The sequence below is a fragment of the Paenibacillus sp. PvR133 genome (assembly GCF_017833155.1).
In the GTDB taxonomy this organism is placed as follows: Bacteria; Bacillota; Bacilli; order Paenibacillales; family Paenibacillaceae; genus Paenibacillus; species Paenibacillus polymyxa_B.
Genome location: NZ_JAFIBS010000001.1, coordinates 4,769,774 through 4,792,959 on the forward strand (window position 1 = coordinate 4,769,774; position 23,186 = coordinate 4,792,959).

At 46.6% G+C, this 23,186-nt stretch carries 26 protein-coding genes; 5 read left to right on the plus strand and 21 right to left on the minus strand.

Annotated elements, in window-relative coordinates; translation table 11 throughout:
• Window positions 1-164: 164 nt before the first annotated feature.
• The 5 genes from sigF to JOE49_RS20935 all read right to left on the minus strand — a co-directional run bounded on the left by sigF (window position 165) and on the right by JOE49_RS20935 (window position 4,883).
• Window positions 165-920 (minus strand): RNA polymerase sporulation sigma factor SigF, encoded by a 756-nt coding sequence (gene sigF / locus JOE49_RS20915; RefSeq protein ID WP_023989213.1) that lies wholly within the window; start codon window positions 918-920, stop codon window positions 165-167.
• Window positions 921-931: 11 nt separating this feature from the next.
• Window positions 932-1,387, minus strand: coding sequence for an anti-sigma F factor (gene spoIIAB / locus JOE49_RS20920; protein ID WP_023989214.1), 456 nt, complete (start codon window positions 1,385-1,387; stop codon window positions 932-934).
• On the minus strand, window positions 1,384-1,737 hold the full coding sequence (spoIIAA, locus tag JOE49_RS20925; RefSeq protein WP_013310782.1) for an anti-sigma F factor antagonist: 354 nt from the start codon (window positions 1,735-1,737) through the stop codon (window positions 1,384-1,386). Before spoIIAA ends, spoIIAB begins: the two co-directional genes overlap by 4 nt.
• A 96-nt stretch (window positions 1,738-1,833) precedes the next feature.
• Window positions 1,834-3,027, minus strand: coding sequence for a D-alanyl-D-alanine carboxypeptidase family protein (locus tag JOE49_RS20930; protein ID WP_209942720.1), 1,194 nt, complete (start codon window positions 3,025-3,027; stop codon window positions 1,834-1,836).
• Between the two features lie 212 nt (window positions 3,028-3,239).
• On the minus strand, window positions 3,240-4,883 hold the full coding sequence (locus JOE49_RS20935) for a glycosyl hydrolase family 28-related protein (protein ID WP_209942721.1): 1,644 nt from the start codon (window positions 4,881-4,883) through the stop codon (window positions 3,240-3,242).
• A gap of 205 nt (window positions 4,884-5,088) precedes the next feature.
• On the opposite strand from JOE49_RS20935, the gene JOE49_RS20940 reads away from it, so the two are divergent.
• Window positions 5,089-6,300, plus strand: a complete 1,212-nt coding sequence (locus JOE49_RS20940) for an O-antigen ligase family protein (RefSeq protein ID WP_028540613.1) — start codon at window positions 5,089-5,091, stop codon at window positions 6,298-6,300.
• Window positions 6,301-6,423: 123 nt separating this feature from the next.
• Here the strand turns inward: JOE49_RS20940 and JOE49_RS20945 are convergent, their stop codons facing one another.
• The 7 genes from JOE49_RS20945 to JOE49_RS20975 form a co-directional block, all read right to left on the minus strand.
• Window positions 6,424-7,248, minus strand: coding sequence for a purine-nucleoside phosphorylase (locus JOE49_RS20945; protein ID WP_013310786.1), 825 nt, complete (start codon window positions 7,246-7,248; stop codon window positions 6,424-6,426).
• 72 nt (window positions 7,249-7,320) lie between these two features.
• A complete protein-coding gene (gene xerD / locus JOE49_RS20950; RefSeq protein WP_209942723.1) occupies window positions 7,321-8,265 on the minus strand; it encodes a site-specific tyrosine recombinase XerD in 945 nt (314 codons plus the stop codon).
• Window positions 8,266-8,370: 105 nt separating this feature from the next.
• Window positions 8,371-8,613, minus strand: coding sequence for a YqzK family protein (locus JOE49_RS20955; RefSeq protein ID WP_023989220.1), 243 nt, complete (start codon window positions 8,611-8,613; stop codon window positions 8,371-8,373).
• 166 nt (window positions 8,614-8,779) lie between these two features.
• Window positions 8,780-9,277, minus strand: coding sequence for a ferric iron uptake transcriptional regulator (gene fur, locus JOE49_RS20960; RefSeq protein WP_023989221.1), 498 nt, complete (start codon window positions 9,275-9,277; stop codon window positions 8,780-8,782).
• 99 nt (window positions 9,278-9,376) lie between these two features.
• Window positions 9,377-10,030 carry a stage II sporulation protein M gene (gene spoIIM / locus JOE49_RS20965; RefSeq protein ID WP_023989222.1) on the minus strand — a complete coding sequence of 218 codons (654 nt, stop codon included), beginning with the start codon at window positions 10,028-10,030 and terminating at the stop codon, window positions 9,377-9,379.
• Window positions 10,031-10,218: 188 nt separating this feature from the next.
• Window positions 10,219-11,415, minus strand: coding sequence for an endonuclease Q family protein (locus JOE49_RS20970; protein WP_209943680.1), 1,197 nt, complete (start codon window positions 11,413-11,415; stop codon window positions 10,219-10,221).
• A 4-nt stretch (window positions 11,416-11,419) separates the two neighbouring features.
• Window positions 11,420-12,031, minus strand: a complete 612-nt coding sequence (locus tag JOE49_RS20975) for an NUDIX domain-containing protein (protein WP_076264831.1) — start codon at window positions 12,029-12,031, stop codon at window positions 11,420-11,422.
• Between the two features lie 125 nt (window positions 12,032-12,156).
• On the opposite strand from JOE49_RS20975, the gene mciZ reads away from it, so the two are divergent.
• Window positions 12,157-12,300: a Z-ring formation inhibitor MciZ gene (mciZ, locus tag JOE49_RS20980; RefSeq protein WP_076159536.1), complete on the plus strand. Its 144-nt coding sequence runs from the start codon at window positions 12,157-12,159 to the stop codon at window positions 12,298-12,300.
• A 71-nt stretch (window positions 12,301-12,371) separates the two neighbouring features.
• Here mciZ and JOE49_RS20985 read toward each other — a convergent pair whose 3' ends face one another.
• Complete coding sequence (locus tag JOE49_RS20985) at window positions 12,372-13,505, minus strand: tripeptidase T (RefSeq protein WP_025723037.1); 1,134 nt, start codon at window positions 13,503-13,505, stop codon at window positions 12,372-12,374.
• 85 nt (window positions 13,506-13,590) lie between these two features.
• On the opposite strand from JOE49_RS20985, the gene prli42 reads away from it, so the two are divergent.
• Window positions 13,591-13,695: a stressosome-associated protein Prli42 gene (gene prli42 / locus JOE49_RS20990; protein WP_023989226.1), complete on the plus strand. Its 105-nt coding sequence runs from the start codon at window positions 13,591-13,593 to the stop codon at window positions 13,693-13,695.
• Window positions 13,696-13,816: 121 nt separating this feature from the next.
• Here prli42 and lipB read toward each other — a convergent pair whose 3' ends face one another.
• The 6 genes from lipB to JOE49_RS21020 all read right to left on the minus strand — a co-directional run bounded on the left by lipB (window position 13,817) and on the right by JOE49_RS21020 (window position 19,980).
• Window positions 13,817-14,515: a lipoyl(octanoyl) transferase LipB gene (lipB, locus tag JOE49_RS20995; protein WP_068941567.1), complete on the minus strand. Its 699-nt coding sequence runs from the start codon at window positions 14,513-14,515 to the stop codon at window positions 13,817-13,819.
• A 45-nt stretch (window positions 14,516-14,560) separates the two neighbouring features.
• Window positions 14,561-15,952, minus strand: coding sequence for a dihydrolipoamide acetyltransferase family protein (locus JOE49_RS21000; RefSeq protein ID WP_069079986.1), 1,392 nt, complete (start codon window positions 15,950-15,952; stop codon window positions 14,561-14,563).
• Window positions 15,953-16,040: 88 nt separating this feature from the next.
• The gene (locus tag JOE49_RS21005; protein ID WP_013310796.1) at window positions 16,041-17,027 is read right to left on the minus strand and encodes an alpha-ketoacid dehydrogenase subunit beta; all 987 of its coding nucleotides are present in this window, start codon (window positions 17,025-17,027) and stop codon (window positions 16,041-16,043) included.
• Between the two features lie 2 nt (window positions 17,028-17,029).
• Entirely contained in the window at window positions 17,030-18,058 is a 1,029-nt protein-coding gene (locus JOE49_RS21010; protein WP_068941562.1) for a thiamine pyrophosphate-dependent dehydrogenase E1 component subunit alpha, read from the minus strand.
• Window positions 18,059-18,198: 140 nt separating this feature from the next.
• Window positions 18,199-19,620 (minus strand): dihydrolipoyl dehydrogenase, encoded by a 1,422-nt coding sequence (gene lpdA / locus JOE49_RS21015; RefSeq protein WP_209942725.1) that lies wholly within the window; start codon window positions 19,618-19,620, stop codon window positions 18,199-18,201.
• Between the two features lie 126 nt (window positions 19,621-19,746).
• Window positions 19,747-19,980, minus strand: a complete 234-nt coding sequence (locus JOE49_RS21020; protein WP_013310799.1) for a hypothetical protein — start codon at window positions 19,978-19,980, stop codon at window positions 19,747-19,749.
• 208 nt (window positions 19,981-20,188) lie between these two features.
• Here JOE49_RS21020 and JOE49_RS21025 point away from each other — a divergent pair, with 208 nt between their 5' ends.
• Both JOE49_RS21025 and JOE49_RS21030 read left to right on the plus strand, forming a co-directional pair.
• Window positions 20,189-20,785, plus strand: coding sequence for a thymidine kinase (locus JOE49_RS21025; protein WP_023989232.1), 597 nt, complete (start codon window positions 20,189-20,191; stop codon window positions 20,783-20,785).
• Between the two features lie 171 nt (window positions 20,786-20,956).
• Entirely contained in the window at window positions 20,957-21,733 is a 777-nt protein-coding gene (locus JOE49_RS21030; RefSeq protein ID WP_068941560.1) for a sporulation protein, read from the plus strand.
• A 109-nt stretch (window positions 21,734-21,842) separates the two neighbouring features.
• Here JOE49_RS21030 and JOE49_RS21035 read toward each other — a convergent pair whose 3' ends face one another.
• Complete coding sequence (locus tag JOE49_RS21035; RefSeq protein WP_028540603.1) at window positions 21,843-22,247, minus strand: hypothetical protein; 405 nt, start codon at window positions 22,245-22,247, stop codon at window positions 21,843-21,845.
• A 351-nt stretch (window positions 22,248-22,598) separates the two neighbouring features.
• A complete protein-coding gene (locus JOE49_RS21040; protein WP_245248454.1) occupies window positions 22,599-23,153 on the minus strand; it encodes a hypothetical protein in 555 nt (184 codons plus the stop codon).
• Window positions 23,154-23,186: the final 33 nt, after the last annotated feature.

Sequence of the window (23,186 nt, forward strand, 5' to 3'; positions counted from 1 at the left end):
TTATCCTCGTAATTATCGATTAGTATGGAACGAAGCAAGGAAACCTATTCTGTGTATTGTCTTTTATCCCACGCAAAAAAGAGTACCCCTTGCCATTAAAATGGCTTTGGAATACCCTTTAGTAATACGTAAGCATAAGGATGTCACTAAGATCCTGACTGTTATTATTGGGCAATCTGATCGCGGATCAGTTGTAAAATCTTTTTTTCCAGCCGTGATACCTGCACCTGAGAAATACCAAGCCGACTCGCAACCTCTGATTGAGTCTGATCCCGGTAGTAGCGCAGGTACACAATCAACCGCTCCCGCTCAGATAGTCCGCCAATGGCCTCATTGAGTGCCAGCTTGTCGAACCATCTTTCCTGTGATTCGTCAGCAATCTGATCCATAAGTGTAATCGGATCACCGTCATTTTCGAACACCGTTTCGTGAATTGAAGTAGGCGGCTTATTGGCCTCCTGCGCAAAAACAACATCCTCCGGTGTCACTCCCAGCTCATCAGCAACTTCCTTGACTGTAGGCAGGCGGTTGAGTCGTTTGGATAGCTCGTCCTTCATTTTGCGGACCTTATTGGCCGTTTCCTTCAAGGAACGGCTAACCTTGAGTGTACCGTCATCACGCAGAAACCGTTGAATCTCACCGATAATCATCGGTACTGCATATGTTGAAAATTTGACTTCGTAGCTGAGATCGAATTTATCCACCGATTTTAACAAGCCGATGCAACCAATTTGAAAAAGATCGTCAGGTTCATACCCCCGGTTCATAAAGCGCTGCACGACAGACCAGACGAGCCGGATATTACTATTGACCAGTGTCTCACGAGCCTCATTATCACCAGATTGACTCAGTGCAATAAGCCGCTTGACTTCCGCATCCTCCAAATAGCTGTGCGAAGTTTTTTTTCCTCCTGCTTCCATAGGATCAACTCCTAATTATATAAAGCTTTCTTGGATTCAATCCTTTTCTTCATCCGGACCGACGTGCCTCCGCCCGGCTCACTGACTGCTTCAAACTCATCCATGAAATTTTCCATAATCGTAAAGCCCATGCCGGAGCGTTCCAATTCAGGTTTGGACGTATATAGAGGTTGCTTGGCTAGCTCTATATCCTCAATTCCTCGCCCTGCGTCCTCAACAACCAACGTGATCACGTCCGCTTCAATCCCAACTTTGATCGTTACGACACCTGACGGATCGCTGTCATAACCGTGAATAATACTGTTTGTCACCGCTTCAGACACCACGGTTTTCAAATCGCTCAGCTCATCCATTGTGGGATCAAGCCTGGAAATAAAGGCCGCGACAGCCACACGAGCAAATGCTTCATTCTCCGATTTGGCAGCAAACTGCAAGCTCATGAAATTGTTTCCCGTGCCTTCTCTCATGACACAACCTCCAGTTCCGTGAGCGCATTTCCCTCATTGTCATATATGGGCATGATTTTGAACAGCCCTGACATATCCAGCAGTCGGTGTACTGGCGGATTGACATCACAGACTGCCATTTTTCCGCCCTTTTGCTTGATCAGTTTGTACCGTCCCAAGATAACGCCAAGGCCAGAGCTATCCATAAACTGAAGATTCTTCAGGCTGAGCACAATATGCTCGCATTGCCGGCGCTGAATCGCCTCGTCCATTTGCATACGGACCATGTCCGACGTATGGTGATCAAGCTCCCCAGACAGCCTTACAATCAGTACCCCCCGGTGATGCTCCATTTCAATTTGCAGGTTCATGCTTACTCACTCTCCTCCCGGTCTTGGACAAGGATTTCTACGTAGCCGCAGACGATTCCTGCCCTCCGACAAAACTAGAAGAAAACCCCGTAAAATCTACAAAGAAAATAGGTTCGACATGGTACGTTTAAACAATTTCCACCATCCGGCCTTTTCGATAGCCACAGGCGAAGTGATATTAAACTCCTTAAGCCGTTGTCCATCCTGATAGACGACCAGCTTACCGATTGGGTCACCAGCCCGGACAGGAGCTTTGAGGCTTGGGGCCAGTTGCAATTCATGACGCAACGTTTGTTTGTTGCCACCTTTTTTCACCAGTACACTGTAAGAACGGTCAGCCTGAATTTTCAGCTCTGGCAATACGCCTTTTTCAACTTTTACGCTGCCCAGCAATTCACCCGGCTTGTATATGGATTTCATTGTATATTGAGAAAATGCATAGTCGAACATGGAAGATACTTCATTGTTGCGTATCTTCGTATTTGGCTCCCCGAGCACCACAGCTACGACACGCAAGCCATCACGCTTCGCAGTAGCGGAAAGACAGAACTTTGCTTCTGCCGTATAGCCTGTTTTCAGCCCGTCTGCTCCAGTATAGAAACGGACAAGCTTATTCGTATTCACCAGCCAAAAGGGTTTGACTGAGGATTTGCGCAAATAGTCCTGATAGGCTCCCGTATATTTCGTAATTTGCGGGTATTTCAACAACTCTCGGCTCATAACCGCAATATCATGCGCAGAAGAATAGTGATTCTCTACGGGTAAACCGTTGCAATTGGCAAAATGCGTATCCTTGAGCCCGAGCTGCTGCACCTTCGCATTCATCATCTCGACAAAAGCCTGTTCAGATCCTGCAATTTTCTCAGCCATCGCCACAGAGGCGTCGTTGCCGGAAGCCATTGCAATTCCCTTCAGCATCTCATCGACCGTCATTTCTTCACCGGGCTCCAAGAAAATTTGCGAGCCTCCCATTGAAGACGCATATTCGCTGGCCCGAACTTTATCGGTCAGCTTGAGCTTGCCATCTTGAATAGCCTCCATTGTCAGCAACATCGTCATAATCTTGGTGATGCTCGCTGGAGGAAGCTTTTCACGACTGTTTTTTTCATAGATGACTGTCCCCGTATCTGCATCCATCAGGATCGCCGAGAGAGCCTCGGGAGCCAGCTCAGCCGCTGATCCCTCTTTGGTTTTGCTTTCAGGTCTGCTTTCTTCGGCCCAACCGCCGACAGGGACAACAGTCATGGCTACCAGGCAAGCCAGGATGAACGCCACCACTTTTTTCTTCACAATCGGTTCCCTCCTCAACATATTGGCGTAAAGCACCGGAGCCCATTTACTTAACTCTCCGGCCTATTCGCGTGCTGCTAACCATTGTCGTCAGAATGAAAGAAAAATATTCCATATGAATAAAAACATCAAATAGCACCAAGCTGAGTCAGCATGGTGCGCATATTCCAATATATAAATGACAGAACATCTATCGTCTGTGAAATAATTGTTTAAATTCGGCTTATAGTGAGATATGTGATTCCTCCACCGGGTAGAATATCCATCGTATTTTGACTGAACACCCGTATATCAATAAAAGAATTCGCTTCCAATCTAAGTTCCATAGCTCCACTCAATGCACTATAGTTCAGTCCGCCAATTACCCTATCATCGAGATACGCATAGGCGGAACTCCCGGCAAGCTGCTCATCATTCAGATGAAGTGCAAGCCGTGTACGATTGCCATCCACTTGAGGATCGGTCGAAATGTAGACTTGTATTCTGTATTTCCCAGCTCGCTTGGCTCGCCATCGGCTATTCACCGCATCGAATTCGATCAGCTCATCATGGTTGATTTGATTAAACTTCACCTTCTGCCAGCTACCTGCGGGAAGATTTTGCCTTGCTCCCAGGTAGGCTTTAACAAAGGTTTCGTCCAAATGCTCAATCCCGTTGTTTGAGTATTTCTCGACAAGCAGCAAAGCCTGCCCTGTCCCATTATTCTCGCCATAACGATTATTGCTATAGCTAAAATCCAAATGTGAGCGAAGTGTCACCTGCTGTGTGGAAGAGCTACCAGAGAAAGAAATAAGCTGCTTTAGATTACGGGGATACCCTCCCACCTCGTCCACCAAAACTTTTTTGCCAATGACCACATCCACAAAATAGTTACATACGGATTGGGTGTCATCGAATTTGTCCGCTATCGCTAAAATGGAGTCACGCAAGGCCACATTTTTTGTTTCTTTGGTAGCACCAATTTGAATAAAAGAAGGCACTGTCATCTTATGCTCTCTGCTTAGTCCCTCAAACCAGCAACCTATAAATTCAGCGTTCATAAAATCATTAATTAGAATGGGAATATCATTGGAGCTTCCATCCTTAATGTGCTGGCTAGCCAAAAATCTGGCCCCATTGGAGCTATTCAGATCCAATGCCGTATCGTTCCCCAATGTAAAAAGCGCTATGCTAGTAAACTGTGAACTTCTGTTCTGCAAGTGAATCCCTGTTTTATTGTAATTAATCTCCGTGCATTTAAATAAATTCACATCACTTTCATAGCCCCAAAAAGCCGTTTCAAAATGCTCAATTAGGACGTTATCCAGGACAACTCCGCCACCCTTCCAATCCTGAATACCCAAAGTACCTTTGCCATAATATCCACGCTTCACTGACTGCGAAAACGGATTATTTAATGTGCCTATGTCAGCCCCCTCGTACCGGATCGATAAGTCATGAAACTGCACATTTTGATATCCGCTAAACGATGGTAGACTTTCATCTCCAATTTGAAAACAAGGACCCGTACCATAATATTCAATCGACGTAACACCTTTGCCTTGTCGGTATCTGCCCTTATGAATGCCAAAAATGCGCACACCCTGCTTGCGAATCTGTAAGGTAGAGGTTATTTTGTATCGTCCACTGGGGATGTGAAGAATGGAATAATCGGGGGTCTTATTAATCAATTCCTGTAAAGCTGCCGTGTCATCCTGAATACCATCACCAGCAGCTCCAAACCAGCTTACGTTTACACTTCGTTCAATGAATTCTTTTTCAATGGTTTTAAAATTTTCATTTAATTGCTGCGGCGTTAACTCTTTGCCCGTACCACTCAAATTCAACTTCAAACGGTCTGTAAAATGATCCGCCACCCGAACACCCCCATGTTTAAAAACGTAAAAAGTTCCTTTTTTGACCAAGCCGAAGAATTCTTCATTTTCTTAGCATGGACTGAGTATATGCACAAGAGGGCTTGCTCTAGGCTTGAGAAAAATGAAAATAAATATTTTATTATTATTGTACAAGAAGATACGTTTTGTATATTATAGATACATAATGTATCCAGGTGGTGAAATCGTGAAACATGTACTTACAGTAGCTGGTTTACTGGCTTTTTCGATTCCTTATGCTTGTCAGGGTTTGTCCCCCAGAGTTATCACGATTTCCGTGCTTATCCTGTTGTTCAGCTATACCATGCTACTACCTTCACTCAAGTCATTGATCGCAACCTTAGCCGACAATCCGTTACTGACTCTACTCACGCTGTACATCGCTGCCTCCTGCTTATGGGCTGAACAAGAACAGACCTCTTCCTTGCTGATGGTTCTCAAATTCCTTGCCTTCTCTACCTTTGGGCTCTATTTGGTCACCCATTATACAACTCAGGGCTGCATTCGCCTCTTAGTCGTTACGTTAAGTATTTTGAGCATACTCAATCTACTCGCCGTTTTGCTCGTTCCCTCCTTTGCCATTCATGGTGGAGTAGAACATACTGGGCTATGGAAGGGCATCTCTGGTCATAAAAATACACTTGGAACTCTCTCTCTGTTAAGTTTTGTTTCACATGTCATTTATTTTTTCAGGGGTAAACGTAAAGTTTTGCATATTGGCTTTATCTTACTCAATGCCCTATTGCTCATCGAGTGCCAATCTACCACCTCTTTGGTACTGACATCTTCGCTCTTCGTATTTATATTGTTTATACTGCTATTCAAGAGAATCCGAAGCATTGCGTTGCGCGGTTTCTTCATTAGCTGTTCCTGCTTGCTCGTTCTTTTGGGTTTGGTACTGACCTTTACTTATGGAGATGCGATTGCGTCGGAATTCGGAAAAACAACGACCTTAACTGGAAGAACGGAAATCTGGCAGGGGATTGGTGGTGCTATTCAGAGCCATTACTGGTTCGGACATGGTTACGGCTCCTACTGGGCAGCCCGACCCAGTATCTATGCGAACGGCATCCGATTTGATCTGACAAGCAGCCATAGCGGTTTCCGTGATCTGTGGATCGATGTGGGCCTTACAGGACTACTGGCAACAATTACACTCGCCATAACAACTTTATTTAAATTCAGAATTGGCAAAGCAGATATGTATACATGGCTGACGGCAGTGGTTTTTTTCCTATTTATCGTATTGAACAATATAACGGACAGCCGTTTCCTGAACTCGCTAGCCATTTACTGGATCATTTTTATGGTTATTGTGATCAAGGTGCAAGAACGACATAAACTGGCTGTAGCAGAAAAAGCGAATTCAACTGCATTGAGCACACCACCTCTTCATTAGGAGATCATACTCAGCTCAACCGTTGATGTAAAAAAGAACCCCATATCCACGCCATCAAAAGGCGATCGGATATGGGGTTCTTGGGATATATGTCCACCGCTTCGGTTGAACATGATCCCCAATCTACATTTGTGGAATAATCGCTAGCACAAGTTTTAAAAATTGCTCACGTACTTTCTCTGCTGTCTCCATCACTTCACCATGGGACAAAGGCTGATCCAGAATGCCTGCGGCCATATTCGTGATACAGGAGAAGCCCAATACCTCAATACCTGCATGACGGGCTACAATAACCTCAGATACGGTCGACATACCCACCGCATCTGCACCCAGTGTACGCAGCATAACGATTTCAGCAGGCGTTTCATAGTTAGGCCCCAGCAATCCAGCATATACACCTTCTTGCAGACTGAAGCCCTGTTGGTTAGCCGTTTGCTTGGCAATTTCACGCAAGCGGCGGCTGTACGCCTCCGACATGTCTGGAAAACGAACGCCTAGACCAGCATCGTTCGGTCCGATCAATGGATTTTGTCCTGTCAGATTAAGATGATCCGAGATGACCATCAGATCGCCTGCTTCGTAGGAAGTGTTTACACCACCTGCTGCATTCGTCACCAGCAGACTTTGAATCCCCAATTGCTTCATCACCCGAACTGGGAAAGCCGTCAGCTGCGGGCCATATCCCTCATACATATGAAAGCGCCCTTTCATCATGACGACAGCGCGACCTTCAATCGTGCCTAACAGTAATTCTCCCTCGTGACCTTCTACCGTCGATACAGGAAAATGGGGAATATCCTGATAAGGAATACTAATTCCATCCTGAATTAAATCGGCCAGAATACCGAGACCTGATCCCAGAATAAGACCAATCTCTGGACGTATTCCGCTCTTGGCACGGATATAATCTGCTGCTTCCTGAATTGTAGCTTGGTTGGCTGTTGACATTAATATCTCTCCTGACTTGTACAATCGTAAAGTTATAGTCATTATCACATTTTCTATGAAAGCAAAGTATCGTTACGTTCGATCTTTGCTTTCATGAGAAGTGCGGTTGCCGCCGTGCGGGTGATGCTTTTCATATACTTCCTTCATATTCCGTCTGGCCGTCTGCGCATATACCTGCGTCGTTGACAGATCAGCATGACCCAGCATTTCCTGTACAGAGCGTAAGTCCGCTCCGCCCTCCAGCATATGTACCGCAAAGGAATGCCGCAACGTGTGGGGCGTGATATCCTCGCTTATGCCTGCTTCCTGGCCGTACTTCTTAATCATTTTCCAGAAGCCCTGTCTACTGAGACGCTGACCAGATACGTTCAGGAACATGGCTTCCTGCTCTACCTGAGCTTCTTCACCCTGCCCGGATCTCAGCAATAATAGACGCTGCTCGTCCATGTAGGCTTGTGCCCACTGTGATGCCTCACGGCTGATCGGTACAACACGCTCCTTGCCTGCCTCGCCGCCACAGTGCACAAAGCGCAGATCGGTGCGGACATCACGCACGTTTAGGGCAATCAGCTCCGATACACGAATGCCAGTCGCATACAGCAACTCCAGCATCGCCTTGTCTCGCACCCCTTGCGGGGCAGTCACATCCGGCGCGTCCAGCAAACGCTCTATCTCATCCTGCGTTAGCACCGAGGGCTTCTTTTTAGTCGCTTTGGGCAGCTCCAGCAGAACGGACGGATCATGGATCGTAATTCCCTCCCGAATAAGAAAATGAAAAAAGGAGCGAATGGAGGCGACGCTACGTGATATCGTCGCCGCAGCTTTTCCCTGTTCCTTCAAACGGCCCAAATACAGTACCAGATGTGACCGTTGGACGTTATCCGGCTGCTCAATACCACAGCTTTCTGCGAACTCGGTAAACTGCTGTACGTCCCGTTGATACGCTTCCAATGTGCTGCGCGACAAGCCCTTTTCCTCTTCCATATATTGAATGAAAGGTTGAATGTACATTTTCATGAGTTCCAAAAGTCTCCTTGTTCTGCATACAGCGGTTCAGTCTCAGCCTCTGCTTCTTCGTGTGCTGCGTTCATATCATAAGCTCATCAAGACCGATTACTTAGACTATTCACCATACCAGTAAAAGAAACGTAAACGTTCCAACACTGCTATTCGATGCTCGGACCCTTCATTTACTTTTTGCCCGCCAAATACCTTAACTGCATGTCCTTCCGGTATTCGGTAATGATCTACAGGTGTTATCCAATCTGTAAACAGCCTGAGGCTATAAAAGAACATACATGCCAGCACCCCGAACAATATTACCAAACGCAGCCATTTTAGTCCTCTCCGCAACGATAGTACCATGTGAATCAGCCGCCTTTTCCCCAGAATATAGTCCCTATTAGGACTCTCTATGGAAGGGTATGACAAGCTATTCCTTTTTATACCGCTTAATCCCGAACAACAGATTCCGAACCAAAAAAGCTCTCCCGAACGCATCTTCGTCGGTGAGAGCTTGGGTAGTCAGCTTTTAGTCCTGAGATTTGTGTTTTCTGGATTTGCCCAAAGATTTCTGAGCCGTCGTATCGTTCTTCGCCTTACAACGATAACAAATACCGTGGAAGTCCAAACGATGATCCACTACGGTAAAATTATATTCCCGTTCCAGACGCTCCTCCAATGGTCCAAGCCAATCTTCCAGTATTTCATCTACACTGCCACACTGCACACATATCAAATGGTGATGGTGATGTTTGGTTGTATCGCCGCGCAAATCATAACGCGCAACGCCATCACCAAAATTAATTTTCTCCACGACATGCAGTTCACTTAGCAGTTCTAGGGTACGGTATACGGTTGCCAGACCGATTTCGGGAGCTTTCTCTTTGACGAGCATAAATACATCTTCCGCACTCAGATGATCATCTTCGTTCTCAAGTAAAACTCTGACGGTGGCTTCCCGCTGAGGCGTTAGTTTGTAGCCCTGGGATTGCAGCTGCTGCTTAATTTTTTCGATCCGTGCTTCCATGTGTCTCCCTCCCCCTGCAAAGCTACTGCCTACTGCACTTTTTTCACTCCTATTATTATAGGGGGTCTATACAAATAAAGTCAAACATTTTGAAACGAATCAAGATGATACGGAAGCTGTCAGCATAGGAGTGACCCATTGCATCATAACCGGGGTGATCCAAGTTTCAAAGGACGCGCTACCGATAAGAAGCACCATCATCACAGCAGTCAATCCTGCATAAGACAGCAACGGACGCAGCATCCCGTCTGACGGCCGGGTAGCGAGTATTTTGGTTTTGATCATATGGATAGAAAAAGTCATCGCAGCCACGCTGCAGACGAGCAGTACCGGAATGACGAGCAGGTTATGAGGAGCAACTGAAACCAAAGAAAATAGCAGTCCTTTCCACGAATATTGCCCCACCATATAACCTACTGAAAATCCGATTAGCACACCCTTGAGGAAATTCAATACAAGAATGCCCGGCAGACCGATAACCGAAAGGCCACACACCCAAATTAGGCCGACCCATTTTAGATGTAAAGATACGCTATCCCAAAAGGTCGAAGCCGCCTGCGAATCAGCGAAGCCCTGTTCGTTTTGATTGACCGTTACAAAAAAATCCTTCAGGTAACGGGACAAATCCTGTAACTGCTCCAGCGAGAGTGCGTTAACCATAAGTGCGCCAAAGACGACTCCCACCAGAAACAGCACAGCCAAGAAAACATAATACGGCGTCTGATCTTTTAACGTATGACGAAACCATTGCATCGGCGTCCTGCCCCTTTCATCTGCTTGTTTGTCCAAAAAACAACCGTAATCCGACGGCTGATGGCTAGAAATGGGGCAGCTTTCACTGCAGATCAAGCATCACGAATGATGTGCCAAGCCAGCGGCATAGATAATTTATGGTTATGAACAAGCAGACGCTGATATGCCTTTAGAGGGACAAGACTTTACTAGGACTTAGCTATTTTGCCGTATGTTCCACCACCACCGGATACAAGCGACAGTCGCCCCTCGCGTGAAAGCACAATTTGCTCTGCTAGCACTTTTCCGACGACTGCTGCTAACTCCTCCTGCGTAACCTCATGTAAAATATTCATTTCTGTTCCAAATGCAACCAATAGCTGGTTCAGCTTGGCTTTGCCCAGACCTGGAATAAACTCCAGGGGAATCTGGTAAATGTACGGCGGACGATGGGAAGGAATCATGGACTGTTCACGGTCGGCAATGCTCCATATTCGATCCAGCACACCTCGCACCAGCTTGGTATGACCACAGTCAGGACAACGTTCATCCGCCATCTGTTGCTCGTCAATAATCGTACCGCAGCTTTGACAGTAAGAACGATGGTATTTGCCCAGTTTCGGATTTAATCCGTAGTTGGCACGCACCCGTCGTCCTTCCCGCCGCTCCAAAGCCATTCTGAATTCATCAAAACACGGCTTTGCCAGTGATAATTTGTTGTATTCTCGTCCGATTTTCCCAAGTGAATGGGCATCTGAATTCGTGAGAAAGCTGAAGCGATCCAGTTCCGAAATCAAACCGGCCATAGATGAATCTGCGCTCAGCCCCAGCTCCACCCCGCTAACGAGCTCCATATCCAGCAATTCCTCCATACGGGCCGCTGAGCTGCCGTATATGCCCTTATGAGGAGTAAACACGTGCGCAGGCACCATAATGCCTCCACGTCCGTAAATTTGCTGCTGCAACTCGCGTGGCGGCGCATAGATTCGTTGTGAGCTAAGATTAACATTTTTCATATGCCGGGCCAGCCATTGGGTAAAATCCTTCATCGCCGCCAGATCTGGAAAATAGGCCAGTACGTGCGCCTCAGGGCGACCTTCAGCACGTATTTCTAGCTCCGTGCCAAGGAGAATAACCGTATCCCGGTAAGCGATACCGCCGCCGCTGATTTCTTTCATTTCACCCGTATGTAAATAGGTACGAATATCCTCCTGTACATTAGGTGCATGGCAGTCAATGATACCGATCAGCCCAATTCCTTTACGACCGGAGGCTTCCTTAGCTATGTTGGCAAAGGTCAGATCGCGGCTGCCACTAATTTTGACCGGATTTCCCTTCTCTGTTCTGCCAATATGAATATGCAAGTCTGCAAAGTAGTCGATAAGTTCTACTATATTTTCATCCATCCGCTTAGAAGCTCCCTGTATGTTGGCGGTGTTGCCACGCATAGACGGCCAGAATCGTTTTGGCATCACTAATCCGTCCTTCACGAATGAGCGTCTGTGCTTCTTCCAGCGTCACCTCAAACAACTCCAGAAATTCATCCTCATCCGGTTCCATCTCACCTAACTCCAGTTCTTCGGCCACATACAGATGGATGATTTCATCCGCAAAGCCAGGAGAGGTATAAAAGGAGTGTAGCAGCTTCAACGACTTGGCAGTATAACCTGTCTCTTCTCTCAGCTCACGCCCCGCCGCTTCCATCGGATCTTCACCCCGCTCTAGCTTACCTGCAGGAATTTCTACCTCACAGCGCCCCATCGCCTGTCTGTACTGGTCCACGACCAGCATTTTCCCTTCATGTAGAGCCAAAACAGCCACCGCACCTGGATGCTTTACGATCTCACGCTTTCCAGTGGAGCCGTCGGGAAGCTCTACCGTGTCTACCTGTAATGTAATGACCTTTCCCTCAAAAATAGGCTGTGTGGACACGGTCTTTTCCTCCAGCGCAGGATTGGAATAAGGCTTGCAATGTGCATCGTTTGTTGGATTGTTCAATTGTCCGTTCGTTTGCTCGTTCATCGGTAAGTTTCCTCCTTCATATCTATCTTTCTTTATTAATTATCACCAAAGTTAGTCTAACTTGTCCACTTTGTACATATGCTGGTGGTAGGATAACAAACTTCCTGTCATGAGGAGATGCAGAAATGAAAAGCTACCGTACTGAAAGCACCCTCCATATCGTTGGTAAAGCCTGGCAGATTCAAGCACTCTTGCGTCAGTGGCAAAAGGAACACGGACCTACCGCCACCATCGCTTCGCTAGCTGTTCCAAAAAAGGTTCAGGTCTAAAGACGAAGGAACGCTGTTCCTGTCTTTAACCTGAACCTTTTTTCAGTATGTTGCAAGTGTATGATACAAGTTTATTTTGTGGTTTCTTGAATCAGAGCTATGACAACTTCAGCAACCTTCACCAGGTCATCGGCCTTGATTTTTTCCTCTGTTGTATGGATGTTCTGGTAGCCCACAGCCAAATTCACCGTTGGAATTCCAAGCCCGTTGAATACATTAGCATCTGAGCCACCACCGGAATGGAAGGTCGACGTTGCCAGTCCCAGTCCTTGAATTGCACGCTGCGCAACCTGTACAACTTCGTCATGCTCCGTAAAGCTGAATGCTGGATAGATGACTTCACTGCGGAACTCTCCCTGTGCACCAAATTCGCGTGTGGTGGTTTCCAGCGCTTCACGCATATGCTGGATTTGATGATTAACCTTTTCCTGCACAATACTACGTGCCTCTGCACGGATCAATACAAAATCGCATACCACATTCGTCGCGCCGCCGCCCTCGAAACTGCCGATGTTAGCGGTCGTTTCCTTATCAATCCGTCCTAGTTTCATTTTAGAAATGGCTTTAGAAGCGACCTGAATGGCACTAATGCCATCTTCGGGATTTACCCCCGCATGAGCGGACTTCCCAGTTATCTTCATTTCAATACGTGCCTGCGTTGGGGCAGCTATACAAATAGAGCCAACTTCACCATTCGAATCCAAAGCATATCCGAAATCAGAATCTAGCACTTCTGGCTTCATCGCCCGTGCACCCATCAAACCAGATTCCTCGCCAGCCGTAATCACGAACTGGATTTGACCATGGGGAATATTCTGCTCGCGCACGACACGAATCGCCTCGAACAAAGCAGCAATTCCCGCCTTGTCGTCAGAACCCAGAATCGTTGAACCGTCACTACGAATCCAGCCATCCTCACCCAACTGTGGCTTTATGCCTTTACCCGGAGTAACGGTATCCATATGGCAGGTAAAAAATAATTTGGGTGCTTGCTCCACACCTTCCGCTTTCCAGGTGACGATCAGATTGCCTGAACCATGTCCGGTTCTTTCACGAGAATCGTCTTCCATTACTTCCAGCCCGAGTGCATTAAACTTTTCTTTTAGAACACGTGATATTTCCTGCTCATTTTTCGTTTCACTATCCACCTGTACGAGTTCCATAAATTCCTGTACGATTCGGTCTTTTACTACTTTTACTGTCATTAAACTTTCCTCTCTTTCCCGATTACGCTACAATACGGATAGATGTTCTTATCTATGACTTAAACCTATCCTAAAGGAGTTACACATGTCGAACAAAAAATGGGTTCGTTTTTTCGTCTACATTATGCTCGCAGCTATGATTGGTTCTACGCTGTTCATGGTAATTGAGCCGTTTATTATGCCACTATAATAACTATACCGCTCAAGGTATCCGGCTGCTCTAAGGCACTATTGAAGCCTTGAGTGGACGAGCTGTTACGTAAAGCAAACAGGCGGGCTTTCGTGTACATACACAATAGCCCGCCTTACCTTTATTGGAAAGAATGCGTTTGCCATTGCGCAGCAAATGAAAATTGCTGTTCAAAGAACGGTACAATTTCCTTCGCAATCTGCTCCACCGACATAGGCTTCTGTATGCAGTCCTCCAATGATGTCACACCGTATTCCTGAATTCCGCACGGGACAATGCCCTCAAAGCCCTCATGCTGTATCCCTGATTTGATGTTAAAGGCAAAGCCATGGCTGGTTACGAAGCCCCGACGGTGCTTACACTTGTTGAATTTGACGCCAATGGCCGCAATTTTTAGATTCCCGATCCATACCCCCGTATATTCAGGCTTCCGGCTTCCCTCAACCCCATAAGATGCCAACAACTGGATGATCACTTCTTCCAGACTTCGAAGGTATCCGTGCAGATTCAGCGCCTCCCGGTTGCCGAGCATAAGTAGAGGATATCCGACAAGCTGCCCCGGCCCATGATATGTAATGTCTCCCCCACGGTCAATCTGAAAGACGCTGATTCCCTGCTCCTTCAGTTGCTCTGGTGTGAGGAGCAAATGTTCAGGATGCCGCTGAGATCCAATCGTATAGGTCGGCGGATGCTGGAGAAGCATAAGCGTTTCTCTTGCCTCTCCCGCATCCAGCTTTCCCACAATCTCCTTCTGGACATCCCATGCATGGGCATATTCCATCCTATTCGTATAGGTTACATCAAGCGGTCGTCTGTTCACGGCCTGTCACTTCCTCTCCGTACATTTCCCCCACTGTTCGGATGATTAGTACAGCTTCGTATCCAAAGTGTAGCCTTCTAGATTTTCTTTAACCCGTTGCAGGAATCGTCCGCAAATCACTCCGTCCAAAATGCGATGATCCAGCGACAAGCACAGATTAGCCATCGAGCGAACCGCAATCATATCATCAATAACCACTGGTCTTTTGACAATGGATTCAAAGGTAAGAATTGCAGCCTGCGGATAGTTAATCACCGGATAAGATAAAATCGAACCAAAGGAGCCTGTGTTGTTTACAGTGAACGTTCCGCCTTGCATGTCGTCCAGTTTGAGCGTGCCTTCTCGGGTTTTACGTGCCAAATCGTCAATTTCACGAGCTAATCCAGCAATATTTTTCTGGTCCGCTTTTTTAATAACAGGAGTAAGAACGGAGTCCTCTGTACCCACGGCTAGCGAAATATTGATATCTCTTTTGACGATAATTTTGTCCACAGCCCACACCGAATTCATGATCGGATATTCCTTGATTGCATTCACGACTGCTTTCATGAGGAAAGCCAGATACGTAATATTGATGCCTTCTTTTTGCTTGAACTCGTTTTTGATCTTGTTGCGGAGCATTACCAGGTTGGTCACATCCACCTCAATCGTCGTCCATGCATGTGGAATTTCGGAAACGCTTTGTCGCATATTGCGAGCAATTGCACTGCGAATGGGTGTAACATCAATAAAATACTCGGATCTGTTATTGTTGCCACCCTCAACTTCGATCACAGGAGCCTTTGGAGCCTCCGTCAAATGAATCCCACTGTTACGAACCGGAATAGCAGGGTCCATATTTTGAATCGGTGTGCTGTGCTGAGTGGCAGACTGCTGTCTTCCTGCAAAAGGAGAGCCTTGTCCTGATGTTGTCGCAGTCGGCTGTCCAGATACTCCAGTGGGAGCAGAACCGCCCTGCTGCACATAATTCAGCACGTCTTTGCGGGTAATTCTTCCCCCCATGCCCGTGCCTGGTACTTGGCTTAAGTCGACATTATGCTCAGCAGCCAGGGTTTGCACCGCTGGGGAAAAACGTCCTCTCATGGACTGGTCCGATCCAGCACTCTGCTGAGATTGTGTTTGTACGGTACTTTGAGATGCTGGTGCAACAGGTGTCGCTCCTGATGCCGCCGCAGGTGCAGCCGACTTCGTCTGGATACGGCAAATTAACTCGCCTACCGCTACTGTCTGACCTTCCTCTGCCAACAGATCACCCATAATGCCGTCCAATGTGGATGGGATTTCTGCATTCACTTTATCTGTAATAACCTCGCAAATCGGCTCGAATTGCTCTACCGTTTCACCAGGTTGTTTGAGCCATTTGGCAATTGTCGCCGATACGAGCGATTCTGCCAATTGTGGCATGGTCACGTCGTTCCATTGTGTTTGGTCTGACATTTTTTCAACTCCTTAACATCATAGGAGGGCGCGTTTTACCGCTGCCCCCGCTATACTTTTGGAATGCTTTCGTCCAATCTAGCTTTTATTAATACATTGCAAGACGGCGCATGGCTTCCTTAACTTTATCCTTGTTTAACATATAAAACTTCTCCATCGGTGGACTGATCGGCATGGCTGGTACATCAGGAGCACATAGACGCTCAATCGGCGCATCCAGCTCGAACAGACACTCCTCATTAATAATTGCCGATACCTCGGCACCGATGCCGCCCGTTTTGTTGTCCTCATGCACGATTAATACCTTACCTGTATGTCGTGCAGCCTCAATAATGGCTTCGCGGTCCAGCGGTTGGAGTGTGCGCAAATCCACAACATGTGCGGTAATGCCCTCTTCCTTCTCCAATTCCTCAGCAGCCTGCATGACAAAATGCAAAGGCTGGCTATATCCGATGACCGTAATATCGTCACCCTCACGTAATAGATTAGCCTTGCCAATCGGAACGATATAATCATCCTCAGGCACTTCACCCTTGATCAGCTTGTAGGATTTTTTATTTTCAAAAAACAGCACTGGATCAGGGTCACGAATGGCTGCTTTCAACAATCCTTTTGCGTCATAAGGTGTAAATGGAGCAACAATTTTCAAACCCGGCGTACCAAAAAAGATAGATTCTGGACACTGAGAGTGATACAAACCACCAAAGATACCACCACCGATTGGCGCGCGGATTACCACAGGACAGTTCCAATCGTTGTTAGAGCGGTAACGGATTTTAGCTGCTTCACTAATAATCTGATTCGTCGCCGGAAGCATGAAGTCCGAATATTGCATTTCGGCAATCGGCTTCATTCCGTACATGGCTGCACCAATCGCAACCCCGGCAATAGCCGACTCAGCTAATGGTGTATCCATGACACGTTGCTCACCGAATTGGTCCATAAGCCCCTTTGTCGTTGTAAAGACGCCACCCTTCACCCCGACATCCTCACCTAATACAAAAACCGTTTCATCCTGCTCCATCTCTTCTTTCATGGCAAGACGAATCGCATCAATATATTCCATAATCGCCATCGTTACCGGCCCTCCCCATCGCTATCTGCATACACATGCAGCAGCGTATCTTCGGGCTTTGGAAAAGGCGCATTATCTGCATATTCAATCGCTTCCTTGACTTCGAGCAGCAGCTCAGCCGACAGATCCGCATCCTTGGCCTCATCCCAAATGCCGCATTCAATCAAGTAGTTTTTCATACGGGCTACGCCATCCTTGGCCCAGTTCTCATCCACTTCCTCCTTGGTCCGGTAAGCCAGATCATTATCAGAGGTGGAGTGAGGAGACAGACGGTACATCATGGCTTCGATCAGCGTAGGACCTTCACCGCGGACAGCACGTTCCCGTGCTTCCTTCACCGCCGCATATACCGCCAACGCATCATTACCATCGACTCGAATCCCTGGAAAACCATATCCCAAAGCACGGTCGCTTACCTTGCCTGCCAACTGTTTATGAATCGGAACCGATATCGCATATTGATTGTTCTCGCACATAATGATGACTGGCAGCTTCTGTACACCAGCAAAGTTACAGCCTTCGTGAAAATCTCCCTGATTGCTGGAGCCTTCCCCAAACGTAACAAACGAAACAAAATCCTTTTTCTGCATTTTGGCAGCCAAAGCTACACCTACTGCATGCGGAACCTGTGTCGTTACTGGGCTGGAGCCTGTCACAATACGCAGCCGTTTACTACCAAAATGTCCTGGCATCTGGCGACCGCCGCTATTGGGATCATCTGCCTTGGCAAATGCCGACAGCATTAGTTCGCGCGGCGTCATTCCTACCGCAAGCACGAATCCATAATCCCGATAATAGGGAAGAAAATAGTCCTTTTCCCGGTCAAGGCCGAAAGCTGCACCTACTTGTGCCGCCTCCTGTCCAATGCCAGAAACGTGGAAATTAATTTTCCCTGCCCGTTGCAGGAGCATGTTGCGCTCGTCAAATCTTCTTGCGAGCAACATATATCTGTACATATCAATAACTTGTCCGTGAGTAAGTCCCAGCTGTTCATGTCTGAAGCCAGCGTCTACAGCGCCTTTAGAACTCATTGAGGCACCTCCTTAAGTGTCAAACATCCTACTTCCAGTACCTAGTACCATCTTGTCTTAAAACCTGGTACTAAACTCTGGCTAACCCCATTATAATCCTTTTCTCCCCAAAAAGAAAAGCACCGATTTATTTGAAACGTTTATATGCCAATCGCCTGTCCATCAACGGCCAACATCGCTTCTCCCAAAATCTCCGACAACGTCGGATGCGGATGAATAAGTTGTCCGACTTCCCATGGCGTAGCATCCAGCAGTTGCGCAAGAGCGGCCTCGCTGATCAGATCCGTCACATGCGTACCGATCATATGTACACCGAGAATATCATTGGTCTTCTCGTCGGCCACTACTTTGACGAAGCCGTCCCGACTGCCGTATACTAGCGATTTTCCGATAGCTTGAAAAGGGAACTTCCCTGTCTTCACCTGATGTCCACGCTCACGGGCTTCTTGCTCCGTTAAGCCGACGCTCGCGGCTTCAGGACGTGTATAAATACACCGCGGAATCAGATGGTTAGGTACACTGTGAAACTCTTCGCCCGCCATATGATGAACCGCCTGCAAACCTTCATGGCTCGCCGCATGCGCCAGTTGTAAGCCGCCGATGCAATCTCCAATGGCGTAAATATGTGGTTCATTCGTCTGCAAATGCTCATTAACCGAGATAAAGCCACCCTCTACGCGGATATCCGTATTTTCCAGCCCGATATTTTCCACATTTGCCTGACGCCCTACAGAAATGAGCAGTTTGGAAGCGCTGAGGGTTTCGGTTTCTTCCCCTTTTTGCACGTCAATCTGTACGCCTTTCTCATCTTTGCCGTATGTTTTAGCCAGCACTTGTGAACCCGTCAGCACCTTGACACCACGTTTGGTTAACAAGCGCTGCATTTCACGCGAAACGTCTTCGTCTTCCGTGGGAATAAGTCGATTCGCGGCTTCAACCATCGTAACCTCCACGCCAAAATCATTTAGCATGGAAGCCCACTCTACGCCAATAACACCACCGCCCACGATAATCAGGGATGCTGGTAGCTCCTCCATAGTTAACGCTTCGTCACTGCTCAGGATAAATTCGCCATCTGGCTCCAGTCCGGACAGCACACGCGGGCGTGATCCCGTTGCGATAATGAGATGTGTAGGAACAATCGTTTCCATCTCACCATCTTCTAGTTCCACAGCAACTGCCCCGCTTTTTGGAGAAAATATAGACGGACCAATCACACGTCCCTTACCACTCAGCACCGTAATTTTATTTTTACGCATCAAAAATTGAACGCCTTGATGCAGTTGCTCCACAACGGCTTCCTTACGCTCCTGAACCTTAGGAAATACAAGCTGTGCTCCCGATGTCTCAATACCGTATTGTGCACTTTCCTTAATCGTCGCATATACTTCCGCACTGCGCAGCAAGGCTTTACTCGGAATGCAACCACGGTGCAGACAGGTTCCGCCAAGCTTGTCCTTTTCGATGATAACCACTTCCTTGCCTAGCTGGGCGGCACGAATGGCTGCTACATATCCCCCGGTTCCTCCACCCAAAATAGCGACATCACAATGTATAGTCATGTTTCTCCTCCATTAACAATTGATTATATATAGCTTATTGTACTCTCTTTATTTCACTGTACAAAATATAGCATTTAGGCATAGGCTACAAAAAAGATAACCCTTTAATCCAGATATCTTTCCATATCATTCATACAGCGCATCTCGTAATTTAGTAGACATCCTTGGACTTTGTGCTGATTTGGCTCGCAGCGCCTTGCGAAATGATTCATTTTGCTTGCGCAGAAAGTTCAGCTCTGTCTCCAGCTCAGTGATGAGTTCTAGAGCTTGCGGGCTGATCAGCCCTTGCTCCAGTAATGCTCCTTTTTTGGCACTATAATCCGTATTTTTTTCGTCCATACCTTTCACTCTTCCCTTCATTCCACTACGCTTCACCATATCATGCCAGAGGCGGCAGAGCAATGACGACCACATTTACGTTTTAGGAATAGACATACAACAACATGTCGAAAAACAATATATTTTCTCTAGTCTGTATGCGGCTGGTTATGGTAATCTATAATGGCGTTTTCTTTCGGAGAAGAAGATTTACAGTGTTATGTACATGTTACAGAGAGGGGAATTCGCTTTGCCTACAGGACGAATTACGATTATTACAGGCCCCATGTTCAGTGAAAAATCCGGCGAATTGATTCGCCGCTGTCAAAAACTAATCCAATACGGGCATCGTAAAGTGGTCGCTTACAAACCCGCTGAAGATAACCGCTATGCCGAGGACGAAATAGTAAGCCGGATCGGATATCGGCTGCCCGCTATCTCTATCCCCAGAAAACTCACAGATGAGCTCGTTCAGCGTATTTTGCAAGAAACAAAAGATGCCGACGTGGTTGCCTTTGACGAAGTCCAGTTTTTCAGTCGTCATATTATGTCGCTCGTACAAGAGTTAGCTTATTGCGGCAAGCATGTAATTGCCGATGGGCTGAATCTGGATTATCGGGGCAAGGAGTTCGGCTATGTCGGTGGTCTGCTCGCCATGGCGGATGACATCGAGAAGCTGACTTCCTTTTGCGCTGTATGCGGTAGCTCGGAAGCAGTATTTACGCAACGTATGGTAAATGGTAAACCTTCCACTGTAGGACCTATTGTGATGATCGGTGACTCTGAGGCTTATGAGCCTCGCTGTCGAAATTGCTTTATACCTCCTCATAAAGTGAACTGCGATTAGTAGACAGATAGATCGACAAGCTGCAATATGCCTACGTGAGTACCAGTTACTTTTTTCTTGCATTTTTTTGGAACGATTCGAACCATTGCCCCGTATATCCGGTTAAGCTGTACAAGTTTTTAGTTTTCGTTTGTATATCATGACCATGAGGTTATCTGGGGGGACGGAATAATGAGTTTTTTCAACAAAATCTTAGCAAGCGCAGGAATCGGTTCAGCTAAAGTCGATACACTGGTAGATCAAGCCGTATATGTGCCTGGGGAAGAACTTAGTGGCATCATGCGCATCAAAGGCGGCAAAATTGATCAGGAAATCGGCAAAATTGACATTGAGCTCAAGACTGAATATATCGTAGAGCACGATGATAAAAAAACTACCACCACCTGCTGCATTGCACGGATCAAGGTATCTGACGGCTTTCATCTACAGCAAGGACAGGAGCTTGAAATTCCTTTTTCCTTCAGATTGCCGTTGGAAACTCCTGTTACTCACGTCAAACAGCCCGTCTGGCTGGAAACAGCATTAGATATTGGCATGGCTTTGGACCCGACCGATCGTGATTCACTAAAAATCGAGCCACATCCCTATATGAATACAGTGTTTGAGGCGGTTCACCTGTTGGGCTTCCGATTCCGCTCCTCCACCTGCGAACGTCACCCTAAGCTGGGACGCGGTGTTCCGTATGTACAGGAATTTGAATTTACGCCCGGATCAGAGTATGCACGTGATATCGAGGAGCTGGAGCTGATTATGCAGTTGGAACCCGAGGGTGTGCATGTGCTTGTAGAAGTAGACCGCAGGGGCAAAGGGTTATCTGGTTGGCTGGAGACTGCCTTTGATATGGATGAGCGTCATGCCTGGTTGAGCTTAAGCCGGGAAGAGCTATCCTATGGACCAGATCACATAGCAGATGCGCTTGAGGAATTGATTGACAGGCAAATTAGATAACAATGTAAAGCACAAACAAAAAACTCCTAACCAATTTACTTACATACGGTTGGGAGTTTTTATCAATTATAACAATTCTTTTATGATGGTCCTCAATCGTCTGTATAAACTAAAGTGGCAACATATCCTGTCTTTCCGCCTTATGCTTACACTCTTTGCATACCCCATACAGCGATCCATTGTCATCCGCATAGAAGGTTAATTTGTCTTCTTTTTTACAAAAGGAGCATTTTTGCTTGCCTGTGCCCTGGATAGAGTCAGACAGTCCAAATCCAGTTTGGGCCTGAATACCTGCTGCTTTTTCATTTGGGCGTGAACCGGAAGACACTTTAGACTTAGATTCATTTCCGGTGCGGGATTGTCGAGCGGACTTACGAGGACGAAATTCAACGACATTACTGCCCCGCTGTTCATGCACTTGTTTATTGCTGCTGCGACTACGCCTTGCTTTAACAATCCAACCCAACGCCACCAACAACACGCCGAAGAACACCCAAGTCAGACTATTCCACATGCTCTCATCCCCGCCTTTGCTTTAGAATCAATTGGGTTAATACCACTAGCCCGTTCAATGCGATGACTTAGCCTATAGCTTTATTCATTGAAATTATACCCGTTATACAGCCTCTGTGCTGTTCATCCGATTGTCTACCCATATAAAAAACGTACCCTCCAGTGCAATATCCGACTCGCCTCTAAGCAAGAAATTGAGCATATTAGGTAAATCATCTTTTCCTAAGGAGTACATTGCCCCGTTTTACAAATTGTACATCATCCTTTTGAAAAACGATAATATCCCCTCTATGAAGATCGTTCTCCTTATCATAGCCCAATGGTGAGAATAAAAATGTCCCAGATGGCTACATTACTCCCCTTGATAATAAAAATCAATGAATCTTTTCGTCAACGGATTAAACTTATCAAAGCGTTTGCGATGCGGTAAAAAGCCTGACTTATGTACTTGTTCTGCTAGTGTTTCTACATGTTCAAATCGCTTGAAAAAGGGCAACGCGAAAGTGTAGATATCTTCAATAATCTCTTGGATCACCCGCTCTCTTTCTGCTTCTGTGGACACAAGGTAATCCCTGTTTCCCGTATATTTCTTGGTGAGAGCAATCAGCTCACTGTGAAAACAAGCCCCAGTACTATACTTCTTTTTTATTCTTTTGGATTCTACGATAATATAAACTTTTAATGCACCATATTTCGTCGCACCAAAACAAATTCCAAATATAAATTCCTTGGTTTCTTTTTTCAAAACTTTTCTGCTTTTCAGATATTTAAAATCATTCAAAAACGGTGTAGCTATGATTTTTTCTATCGCTAACTGACGTAGGTCACTTGCTTTAAGTTCAGTATTATTGTCCATGATGTCACTCCAACCCAAAGAAGTTCCCACCATTATATCATATCTTTCCAATTACAGATTCCTCATATCTCCACCCTTTAATCA

Bases quoted from the DNA above. Each gene is read 5' to 3' on its own strand.
- sigF (WP_023989213.1), bottom strand. From the start codon at position 920: ATGGAAGCAGGAGGAAAAAAAACTTCGCACAGCTATTTGGAGGATGCG.
- spoIIAB (WP_023989214.1), bottom strand. From the start codon at position 1,387: ATGAGAGAAGGCACGGGAAACAATTTCATGAGCTTGCAGTTTGCTGCC.
- spoIIAA (WP_013310782.1), bottom strand. From the start codon at position 1,737: ATGAACCTGCAAATTGAAATGGAGCATCACCGGGGGGTACTGATTGTA.
- JOE49_RS20945 (WP_013310786.1), bottom strand. From the start codon at position 7,248: ATGTCAACAGCCAACCAAGCTACAATTCAGGAAGCAGCAGATTATATC.
- xerD (WP_209942723.1), bottom strand. From the start codon at position 8,265: ATGAAAATGTACATTCAACCTTTCATTCAATATATGGAAGAGGAAAAG.
- JOE49_RS20955 (WP_023989220.1), bottom strand. From the start codon at position 8,613: ATGGTACTATCGTTGCGGAGAGGACTAAAATGGCTGCGTTTGGTAATA.
- fur (WP_023989221.1), bottom strand. From the start codon at position 9,277: ATGGAAGCACGGATCGAAAAAATTAAGCAGCAGCTGCAATCCCAGGGC.
- spoIIM (WP_023989222.1), bottom strand. From the start codon at position 10,030: ATGCAATGGTTTCGTCATACGTTAAAAGATCAGACGCCGTATTATGTT.
- JOE49_RS20970 (WP_209943680.1), bottom strand. From the start codon at position 11,415: ATGGATGAAAATATAGTAGAACTTATCGACTACTTTGCAGACTTGCAT.
- JOE49_RS20975 (WP_076264831.1), bottom strand. From the start codon at position 12,031: ATGAACGAGCAAACGAACGGACAATTGAACAATCCAACAAACGATGCA.
- mciZ (WP_076159536.1), top strand. From the start codon at position 12,157: ATGAAAAGCTACCGTACTGAAAGCACCCTCCATATCGTTGGTAAAGCC.
- JOE49_RS20985 (WP_025723037.1), bottom strand. From the start codon at position 13,505: ATGACAGTAAAAGTAGTAAAAGACCGAATCGTACAGGAATTTATGGAA.
- prli42 (WP_023989226.1), top strand. From the start codon at position 13,591: ATGTCGAACAAAAAATGGGTTCGTTTTTTCGTCTACATTATGCTCGCA.
- JOE49_RS21000 (WP_069079986.1), bottom strand. From the start codon at position 15,952: ATGTCAGACCAAACACAATGGAACGACGTGACCATGCCACAATTGGCA.
- JOE49_RS21005 (WP_013310796.1), bottom strand. From the start codon at position 17,027: ATGGCGATTATGGAATATATTGATGCGATTCGTCTTGCCATGAAAGAA.
- JOE49_RS21010 (WP_068941562.1), bottom strand. From the start codon at position 18,058: ATGAGTTCTAAAGGCGCTGTAGACGCTGGCTTCAGACATGAACAGCTG.
- lpdA (WP_209942725.1), bottom strand. From the start codon at position 19,620: ATGACTATACATTGTGATGTCGCTATTTTGGGTGGAGGAACCGGGGGA.
- JOE49_RS21020 (WP_013310799.1), bottom strand. From the start codon at position 19,980: ATGAAGGGAAGAGTGAAAGGTATGGACGAAAAAAATACGGATTATAGT.
- JOE49_RS21030 (WP_068941560.1), top strand. From the start codon at position 20,957: ATGAGTTTTTTCAACAAAATCTTAGCAAGCGCAGGAATCGGTTCAGCT.
- JOE49_RS21035 (WP_028540603.1), bottom strand. From the start codon at position 22,247: ATGTGGAATAGTCTGACTTGGGTGTTCTTCGGCGTGTTGTTGGTGGCG.